At 37.5% G+C, this 9546-nt stretch carries 9 protein-coding genes and 1 tRNA gene; 3 read left to right on the forward strand and 7 right to left on the reverse strand.

What is annotated here, in order from left to right:
* Nucleotides 1-64 precede the first annotated feature (64 nt).
* A complete protein-coding gene (locus tag J7I90_RS05835; protein ID WP_214769112.1) occupies nucleotides 65-2167 on the reverse strand; it encodes a YhgE/Pip domain-containing protein in 2103 nt (700 codons plus the stop codon).
* Nucleotides 2168-2514: 347 nt separating this feature from the next.
* Between J7I90_RS05835 and J7I90_RS05840 the strand changes: the two genes are divergently transcribed.
* Nucleotides 2515-3195 (forward strand): DUF421 domain-containing protein, encoded by a 681-nt coding sequence (locus tag J7I90_RS05840; protein WP_214769115.1) that lies wholly within the window; start codon nucleotides 2515-2517, stop codon nucleotides 3193-3195.
* Between the two features lie 106 nt (nucleotides 3196-3301).
* On the opposite strand, the gene J7I90_RS05845 is transcribed toward J7I90_RS05840, so the two are convergent.
* Complete coding sequence (locus J7I90_RS05845) at nucleotides 3302-3826, reverse strand: type 1 glutamine amidotransferase domain-containing protein (RefSeq protein WP_214769120.1); 525 nt, start codon at nucleotides 3824-3826, stop codon at nucleotides 3302-3304.
* Nucleotides 3827-3936: 110 nt separating this feature from the next.
* Nucleotides 3937-4674, reverse strand: a complete 738-nt coding sequence (gene truA / locus J7I90_RS05850) for a tRNA pseudouridine(38-40) synthase TruA (protein ID WP_214769134.1) — start codon at nucleotides 4672-4674, stop codon at nucleotides 3937-3939.
* 895 nt (nucleotides 4675-5569) lie between these two features.
* Here truA and J7I90_RS05855 point away from each other — a divergent pair.
* On the forward strand, nucleotides 5570-6637 hold the full coding sequence (locus tag J7I90_RS05855; RefSeq protein ID WP_396020411.1) for a site-2 protease family protein: 1068 nt from the start codon (nucleotides 5570-5572) through the stop codon (nucleotides 6635-6637).
* A gap of 305 nt (nucleotides 6638-6942) precedes the next feature.
* Entirely contained in the window at nucleotides 6943-7074 is a 132-nt protein-coding gene (locus J7I90_RS27695; protein ID WP_285289415.1) for a hypothetical protein, read from the forward strand.
* 122 nt (nucleotides 7075-7196) lie between these two features.
* On the opposite strand, the gene J7I90_RS05860 is transcribed toward J7I90_RS27695, so the two are convergent.
* The 4 genes from J7I90_RS05860 to J7I90_RS28065 form a co-directional block, all read right to left on the reverse strand.
* Nucleotides 7197-8024 (reverse strand): hypothetical protein, encoded by an 828-nt coding sequence (locus J7I90_RS05860; protein WP_214769140.1) that lies wholly within the window; start codon nucleotides 8022-8024, stop codon nucleotides 7197-7199.
* An 80-nt stretch (nucleotides 8025-8104) separates the two neighbouring features.
* A complete protein-coding gene (locus J7I90_RS28060; RefSeq protein WP_214769143.1) occupies nucleotides 8105-8245 on the reverse strand; it encodes a hypothetical protein in 141 nt (46 codons plus the stop codon).
* Between the two features lie 148 nt (nucleotides 8246-8393).
* Nucleotides 8394-8465 (reverse strand) — tRNA-Val (locus tag J7I90_RS05870).
* 273 nt (nucleotides 8466-8738) lie between these two features.
* Nucleotides 8739-9371, reverse strand: coding sequence for a hypothetical protein (locus tag J7I90_RS28065; RefSeq protein WP_214770216.1), 633 nt, complete (start codon nucleotides 9369-9371; stop codon nucleotides 8739-8741).
* Nucleotides 9372-9546: the final 175 nt, after the last annotated feature.

A 9546-nucleotide genomic window follows, 5' to 3' on the forward strand; every position in this document is an offset into this window, starting at 1 on the left:
GGCTTAATATATCCATAATTTTCAACTTCAGTTAACCGCGGTCACCGGCACTCTTTCAATTACCTTAAAAAATCCTGCTTCCATACAATTTATCCTTCATCTTTTGTGTCCTTGCATGCAGAGGCTTTTTCAAAATGACACCTAAGATGAACGTGAATAGTAAAAAGAGAATCAAGATAAAAATGTCCTTGCCAGCTACACTCCAGGTTATTCCCCCAACAGATTCACGAAGCAAACCCACAGCATAGGTGAATGGCAAGAAAGGATTAATATGCTGAAAAAAGGGCGGGGTGACTTGAATGGGGAAGGTGCCGCCCGAACTTGATATTTGAAGGACCATCAAAACGACGCTTATCCCTTTTCCAACATTTCCAAGAACGGAAACGAAGGTATAGACAATGAGTGTAAATACCGTACTTATCAGAACGGAAAACAGGATGTACTCAAATTTATCCGCTACGTAAACACCGATAAGGACGATATTCCCAACGGAAACACTAAGGGCCTGCATCACCCCAATGATGAAAAATATTAGATACCGCCCAATATAAACTTGATACGGGCTGTAGACCTTTTGAGAAACACCCACGCTAAGCATGGAAATCAATATTGTACCGCCGACCCAAAGGGAAAGTGCCGTAAAGAAAGGAGACATGGCGGATCCATAGTTCGGAATCGGAAAGAGACTGTGTTTATTGAGCAGAACTGGTTCTGAAAAAAATTCACTTTCTTGTTCAATATCATTCCTTAGGAAATCGATCACTTCTTCCATATTATAAGACTTATCAATTTCCCTCATTTTAGAAGCCAGAGCCTTTATTTTCGTTTCGATTTCCGGAAACTTATTCTGTAACTTATCAATATCCTCAGTACGTGTTTCCAATGTTCGATTGGTCTCATTCAACAGCGTCCTCACCTCAGGAAGAACCTTGGTTCCCTCCTCCATCGTAAGCTGGACATTATTCAATATTGCTTCTGTTTCATTCCAGATTTCATTGAATTTTGGTCCCGTTTCCTTTGAATAGCTCTCCTGGAAGCTTGCCAAGACTTGATCATTGTTCCTGCCAAGTTCGATAAGATTTCCGTATGCTCGGTCATTCAGCGCTTGAAGTTGGTTCGAAGCATTATCCCTTAGTTCATCAACCAGCTGTATTTCTGGCTGAAGCACGTTTTTCTCATTAAATTGATTGACTCTCACCAATAAATTATACATACTGTCCAAAAGGTACAGCTCTTTATTTATCCTCGTTACACCTTGTTCCACTAGCTGATCAGACTCATTGCCAGGCAACCCCTGACCCGTTAACCGGTTCGCCAGCACTAAAATGGATTCATTATCGCTCCTTATGTTCGCGATATCATTTTTCAAGAGGGGATTGATCTCTTCGAATGCCTGCCTTGTCGAATCTACATAACTAGAAACGTCCGATACCAATTTGTCCTTCTGCGACGTTATTCCTTCTATTGAATCCAAACCTTCATTGACCTTTTTAATGATATCTTCGGCCTTTTTAACATGTGTTTGGACGGTTTTGATATTTTGTTCAAGCTCAGGCAGTTCACTCTCTAATAAATAAACCATATTCTTCATTTTTTGAATCGTCGGCAACTCGTTTTGCAAGGTGATTCCCAGTTCATTAAAGATTGCAAGGATACTCCCACTGGCTGATTTGATAAAGGTTTTGCTCACATTGTCCACAATGCTGTTGGCACCCGCTGCCGTAATTTTAGGAGCAATAGAATTGATTTTTTCATTAACATAGTAATCAATCTCCGCCTTCTTAGGGTCATCGGTCATGATTGTCGCAATATGTTCGGAAAAGTTCTCCGGAATGATGATTGATGCATAAAAATCGCCCTTTTCCACCTTTGCTATCGCCTTTTTTTCTGAAGTGAACCTCCAGCCCAGATCCTTATTCTCCTTTAACCCCTCCAGGACTTCCTTTCCTATGTTCACGGCTTCGCCATTTAACTCCGCTCCTTTATCATTATTGGCAACACCGACAAGAATTCCTTGCGTATTTGCATATGGGTCCCATGATGCGACAATATTAAACCACGCATAAATGGAAGGAATGAACATGAGAAAGACGACTACGATACAAACAAAGAAATTTTTATAAATGCTTTTTAAATCGTCAATGAAAATTTCCTGAATATTTCTCAAAACATACCCCCGTACAAATGTATTTTGATACTATTATTCGAAGAAATTTCTTAATCGATACTAAGTAAACATATCCATGGATTCATCAAACCAATTAAAAAAGAAGCAAGTAATGAGAGGCTTGCTTCCCGATATTACACTTATATGAATGCCTGGTTTATGGAAAGTTGTTTCATAATTCATTTTTTTATGTATCGCACCAATCGATTAAATCTATTAATTCATGTAAGAGGGGTTCCCAAATCAAAGACGGTTTCTTGTCTGTTTCCTATACAGAATAAATGGCAAGGTGTAAGAACATACTATCACAAACGAACTGTCGGGAGTTTTGTAAGGGAGAAATCTTCATGTCGGAATCTGTTGAAATCATCTTTCGAACCTTTACCTCTTTTATTTTATTATGGGTATTTGTCCAACTTCTCGGTAAACAGACAATTGCCCAGAAGACCTATCACCTTTATATCGCTTCCATTACGATGGGGACAATCGCAGGAAATCTAGCATTCAATATTAAAATTAAATTCCTGTATTTCATCATTTCCATCATTATTATGGGTACCGTCGTTTTCATGCTCAATCTTCTAGCGGTTCGAAATCCGCGTTTCGGGAAATGGATTGCTGGAGAACCTGCTACTTTAATTCAAAAAGGAAGAATTCTCGAAGAGTCAATGGAAAGGATGGGGTATTCACTGGATTCTCTTAAACAGGCTTTGCGGGGAAAAGATATTTTCAACATAGATGAAGTTGAATGTGCCATTTTAGAGATCAATGGTTCACTCTCTGTATTAAAAAAAGAACAATACCAAAATGCCTCCAAGCAGGATTTACCAATACTGCCCCCAGAAGGTTCTGTACCGATTGAACTGGTCTATGACGGAAAAATCTTATATGATAACCTAACCAAACACACCTACAATGAAGAATGGTTGATGGCTGAACTCAAAAAAAGGAACCTTGTTGTTTTTGATATCTCGTATGCTGTCGTAGGGACAAAAGGAAATTTGTATATTGATTTGATCAAGGATTAATCAAGGGAATGATCTTCATCATAATCACTATTAAAATAAAATCGGGTACGGATAAAAAAAGTGGTTTTTCCAGAAGGAAAAACCACTTTTTCACCGTACTATGAATTTAACCCTTTTCAATCACGTTTATCAATTCCCTTAAATAATCCGGCAGATCCGGCGGACGCCTGCTCGATACAAGGTTTCCATCTACGACGACGGGCTCATCTATCCAAGTTGCACCCGCGTTTTCCATATCATCTTTAATGCCAGGTGTACTCGTTACATTCTTCCCCTGTAAAATTTTCGCGGATATCAACACCCAACCAGCGTGACAAATTTGCCCGATGGGTTTTTTATTTTCTTCCATGCTTTGGAGGAGCGATAACACTTCAGGGAACCGGCGAATTTTGTCAGGTGCCCAACCGCCCGGTACAAGAATGGCATCATATTCTTCAGCTTTGATGCTGCCATACTCATAATCAGATATGGCAGGTACACCATATTTTCCAATGTATGTTTCATTCGCCTTTTCTCCGGCGAGATGAACAATCGCCCCTTCTTCTTTTAAACGTAAAATCGGATACCAGAGTTCTAAATCTTCAAAATCATGGTGCACAAGACTGATTATTTTCTTTCCGGCTAATCTCATGAAAATCCCTCCTTATTTCGTACTTTCCGCTTTACCATTCTTCCCTATTACTTCCCTTTTTCTACTGCCTGTACACTTTTCATGCATGAACACATGCATCAATTTCCGGTCTAAAAATCAACCTTTACCAAGTATAACCCAGCTGCCTCCGCCATACGGCCCGTTTGGATTCTTTCTTTTGACTCTAAAATACTTGGTATATTTTGAGAATCTATTTCACCCAACCCAACTTCTATCAACGTCCCGACAATCTTTCTAACCATATTATAAAGAAATCCATCGCCTCGCACTGTAATTTCGATGAAACCGGCATTTTCTTCTATATCAATGGCATATATTTCACGTACCATGGATTTTTTCTTGGATTTTGCATTTGAAAAAGAAGTGAAATCATGTTCACCTATAAAATATTGACAACCCTTTTTCATTCTTGTGATATCCAGCTTTTTCTCTACATGCATACTGTATTTTCGCATGAAAGGATTTGTATATGGCTCGTTCCAGATCTTATACAAATACGTTTTATCCTTAGCATTATAACGGGCATGAAAACGTTCAGGAACTAGCGTAACATCGACAATGCTGATATCTCTTGGTAAATATCTATTCAAATAACTCATGACTTCAACTTCAGTCAGATTTTCACCGATCTTAAAATTGGCGATTTGAGCAAAGGCATGTACACCGGCATCCGTTCTGCTGCATCCGATGATCTCGATTTTTTCCCCTGCCATTTCCGTTAATACATTTTCTATTTTCCCTTGGATCGTATCATCACTATTACCAAGTCGCTGCCAGCCTTTATAGCGCCCGCCATCATATTGAATGGTCAATTTATAATTGTTCATTGCTTCCTCCTTATTTCATCTAAACAGAAAAATTCTTGATAAAATACAAGCCCCCATACAACTCCTGCTGTATGAGGGAACAGATGGTCTTCTTAGAAAAACTTTTATATCGTTAAGGTTTTGTACCATATTTCGTTCGGGAGCACCCCATCGCTTACAAAGACCTTGAATTATGTAAAGGTGACAGCATCATATCTATCATTCGATAGTCAATCCTAGCTGAAATGCACTTCTGCATAGTGTACCAAAGTGGCTAGCGTCATGCAACGAACGATTCACCTTCACATGCAGTTTTTCGAACCCTCGACCCCTTCCCAGTTAAAACTATCTCATTGTTTTCCTCTAGTTCTTTATTATTCCGGATATATTGACACCTAAGGGATTATCATCCTTTTTCACAATAAAATTATCCTCTGATACTTTCCGATTCATTGCAAACCGCCCCCAATCAGATCAGATATTGCTGGTGACTGTACCGTTTAAGACCATATTTCATTCGCTTCATTTATTTGATGCTGGTCGCAGACACTTTTTAGTTAAAGATGTAGTGGTCTTTACCTATCTTCATCAGTTCTTTTGCTGGGACAAATTTCCGTAGTCTTCTGAATCATCAACAGCTTCTTATCCAAAATCATGTTCATTACTTCCATCTAGTATTTCTGTGATAGGTGCTCTCTATCTTAAGCTCCAGAAAATTATTCCTAAAAGGAACAGAAGAAATACGATATAATAAAGATATTAGCAAGATGATAAATCCAGAAGAAGCTCAGATAGACATAGTGTCACTGAAGTCATCTGTTTTCCCATTTATTCTAGGAGGTACATTTTGAAAGATTCTAAATCGAATAAAGGATGGGTGGGTTTGGGGGCAATCGGGTTATTTTTCCTAGGGAAAATGAAATGGTTGTTTGCGCTATTGAAAATAGCGAAAGTAGGTTCCCTGATTTCTATTTTCGTTTCATTAGGAGCATATGCCTTGGTTTACGGGTGGAAATTTGCCGTAGCCCTAGTCTATCTAATTTATATCCATGAAATGGGACATTTACTTGCTGCAAAGAGAAAAGGCATCAAAACATCCAATGCCATTTTCATCCCTTTTGTCGGTGCGTTAATTGCTCTTAAGGAAGAACCCAAGAATGCTAGGCAAGAAGCTTATCTTGCCTTCGGAGGTCCATTATTAGGCACATTAGCATTTCTACCAGCCATCCCCCTATTTATGATGACGGAAAATCCATTTTGGCTTTTAGTTATTACACTTGGAGCCATGATTAACCTATTTAATCTAATGCCTGTGCATCCTCTTGATGGAGGACGTATAGTGGGAGTCATCTCCACAAAGCTTTGGGTATTGGGGATTATCGGAATGGTTGTATATTTGTTTCTCCATCCAAATCCATTTTTAATTCTTTTCTTATTATTGGGTATTTCTAAGTGGTGGAAAGAATTCCGCAGCGAAACAACCAGAAATCAAAGAGACATCATCATTGATTTGAATCAATTTGGATTAAGGCAACTAGAACAATATGCAGCTACAACAGATGAAGAAAAAATCCGCCTGGTTAATATTTGGAATATGGAATTTAGCCAACTACATGAAAAGTTTAACAACATGAGGAGTTGGCATATCCCGTTATTTGATGATAATAAGCTAAAAGAAAAACAGCTGACCGAGGTAAAATTAAATATTTATAGGTCCTTAATGGATGCTGCTAATTCGAATGAATATCAGAACGGACCGACCGACTTTGAAAATATAGGCACATATGAACGAATAGCAGCAACCTTCTTTAAAGAAGTGCAAGAACAAACTGAAATTAGGAATAAAGAGAAATCCTATTACTCATCGAGTCTCAAAACAAAAGTCATCTGGTTCTCATTATACATCGGGCTTGCCATTTTCTTAATGATAACAAGCTTATATGCAGGTGATTTAATGGAACAATATAAAACTTTATTACCGTAATACATTATGAAAGGGGACCTCATTTATGAGGTCCCCTCAGACTGTAGACAAACTCGATGAAAATCGAGTTTGTCTATTTTTATGGCTTGTACAATTTGGACGTTGATTGGAACGTAGGGCACTCGCTTTCCGCGGGCGGTCGGGGAGCCTCCTCGGCTTTCGCCTGCGGGGTCTCCCCTAGACGCGCATTTCCCGCAGGAGTCTCGAACACCCGCTCCAATCAACTTTGTTACCTTTAGATAGAACCTTTTGCCTGGAGTCATTTTTGTTTTAATATAGAAGTATTAAAACTTGAGGTGATGAGGATGCTTTCTAAACATGATTCTATTCAGCGAGATCAACTTGAAATGATTACTTTAGATCAACTGGTGCCGGCGAACCATTTGGTTCGTAAAATTGAGGCTTCCATTGACTTCATTTCATTTACGACTTGGTGAATTCCCCCTTAATTAATGTTCCAAAAAAGACCTCGTTTGGATTATTTATAATTAAGTAAATACCCCTGCAAGTAACCTTCTAATAATTTATGATTCTGGTGTTAATTAGGCAAAAAAAGGACCTAAAACACGTATAATCTATCGACTTCATCCTGTAAACCTAATTTCATCATTTCATTAATGACCAATTCTTTTAACTCTATCTCATCTGAAATTAAGTATGTAAATTGAGCATCTCTGATGAAAGCTAGTTTACTTTCTGTAGTTGCCGAATTAAAAAAAGATTTCACTTTTTCCAAGTTAATCTTCATATCTTTTTCAAGTTTGTATAGGATATGGTTGCTCGTAACGCTTTCTACAGGTATTATGCCTAACCCATCAAGAGTAGGTAAAATGGTTTGTTGCTCTCTTTCTGTCCTTACTTTTCTTTCCACATAATGATAGACATCTTCTATTCGTTCGCTATCGAATGTGGCTATTATCTTTTCCACTACATAGTTTGCCTTCTCTTCAAATTCCTCATCTTCAGGTTCTACTTGTTTTAGTTCTTTAAGCAAACGAATATACTGACCCTCTTCTTCCAGGATATTAAAGTTAGAAATAGTTAAGGCATCTTTCATTGTACAAACCAAGTTAAGAAACTCCCTTATATTCCTTGCTACAATCTTTATATGTGAATCAAAATCCATTGGACTAATACATACAACAAAAGCATTCTCTAAATCAGATACTGTTCCGAAGTCAGTTAGTAATCCGAAATGTATTCCATCAACTCCTGTACTAGCAAATGTAATGACATCATAAGGAGTATTTTCATAAGGGGAGAAGTCAAATTCTAAATAAAGGGATAATTCACTTAAGGAGTAGCCTTCTTTTTCAATACCCTTCTCTAATTTATGGAGCTTTTCAATTGTTGGTGGCATTTTCAAATACTTTCCGAGATAACTCACTATTTCCTCCTTTAATATTGTGCCTTATTAGGTAATTTAAGATTAACTTGTGTGTTAAATTATTACAATATTAAACCATCTTAAGTATCGTCGACCCCAATTCGGCTGATTTCATCAAAAAATAATTTCACTTGGTGCAGATTATATCCAACACGAATAGACATAGACTGATTTAACAAGTTCACTGAATCGATCAAAAAAGGAAGCCAAATGGATTGCATTTAATGAATGCATGTTGAAGGGACTATCTCTTCGTAAAACAGCCGAAACACCGAATCGATGATGGTCTTATATAATGAACTATATATTTAAAAACAAAAAAAGACCCAAATCCTTGTTATATCAAGGATTTGAGCCTTTGTTAGTTGATGACCTGTGAGGGATTCGAACCCACGACCCCTTCCCTGTCAAGGAAGTGCTCTCCCACTGAGCTAACAAGTCGTATGTAAATCAAGCTCTATAGAGCTTGGTTTAAAACTTACTTAGTTGCTGACTTCTTTTCTGAACAAGATTTATTATATAGTGGTATTCAAAATAAAACAAGTAGTTTTGCTAAAAAAGTTTTTTTCCGTAAAGTGTTAATCCCTGAAAGTTGGATCTGACCCCAAAAATTTCTCAAAATAGAATCCAAGGCTCCTAATCATACGTTTACTCAACTTTTATTAACAAATATGATATCCAGGTTCTCAACTAAGATTATAGCAAAAAAGACCTTTATATTGGAGAAGGGAATCTAGCAGCCTGAAAGTTAGTTAAAGATGCTTCTGCTAAAATTTCTCCGTTTGCATCTGCGCTAAATAAAACTTGTACCCGATCTCCTGCTTGTAACTGAAGGATTGTAGTAACCAATAGTCCAATAGGTCTTGATTTCTCCAAGAAGTCATTAACAATATCTAAATTATCTCCGTTTACGTTAATGGAAATGGATGCAACATTTCCTTCTTTTGAAGAATTCCTTTTTTTGTCTTTTGAAGGATGATGTTTTCTGCAATAATCACAGTTGCAACTATTTTTACTGCAATAGTCACATTTGCAATTATCTTTTTTGTTTTTTGAGGAATCATTGCTTTTACTTTTTGACGGACAAAACGAGACTTTTGCTGTTATCTCATAAATTCCATCCTTAGCTGGAATAAATGTTGATATGTGCGGATTATATTCATCCGCTAAATCAAACTGTTCAGTTTGGAATAAAACTTTTACAGAGGGAGTTAACGCTGTTTCGTAAAGTTGTGGTGTATTCTTATTAGCCCTGAATGCAGATGCTCTTACTAGTTTAGGTTTCTTATTGTCACAGTGACAGTCATTTGGTTTCTTATGGCACAAATGACAGTCATCATCTTTCATTTGCTTACAAATACAATCACTGTGTTTTTTATGACAACAGTGACAATCATCCGGTTTCTTTTGATGACAAATACAGTCATTGTGTTTCTTATGACAGCAGTGACAATCATCCGGTTTCTTTTGATGACAAATACAGTCATTGTGTTTCTTATGACAGCTATGACAATCATCCGGT

This window comes from Bacillus sp. ISL-57, assembly GCF_018613135.1.
GTDB lineage: Bacteria > Bacillota > Bacilli > Bacillales > DSM-1321 > Peribacillus > Peribacillus frigoritolerans.

Coding starts and splice junctions, on each gene's coding strand:
- J7I90_RS05840 (WP_214769115.1), top strand. CDS start 2,515: ATGTCGGAATCTGTTGAAATCATCTTTCGAACCTTTACCTCTTTTATT.
- J7I90_RS05845 (WP_214769120.1), bottom strand. CDS start 3,826: ATGAGATTAGCCGGAAAGAAAATAATCAGTCTTGTGCACCATGATTTT.
- truA (WP_214769134.1), bottom strand. CDS start 4,674: ATGAACAATTATAAATTGACCATTCAATATGATGGCGGGCGCTATAAA.
- J7I90_RS05855 (WP_396020411.1), top strand. CDS start 5,570: ATGAAATGGTTGTTTGCGCTATTGAAAATAGCGAAAGTAGGTTCCCTG.
- J7I90_RS27695 (WP_285289415.1), top strand. CDS start 6,943: ATGCTTTCTAAACATGATTCTATTCAGCGAGATCAACTTGAAATGATT.
- J7I90_RS28060 (WP_214769143.1), bottom strand. CDS start 8,245: ATGCAATCCATTTGGCTTCCTTTTTTGATCGATTCAGTGAACTTGTTA.
- J7I90_RS28065 (WP_214770216.1), bottom strand. CDS start 9,371: ATGAAAGATGATGACTGTCATTTGTGCCATAAGAAACCAAATGACTGT.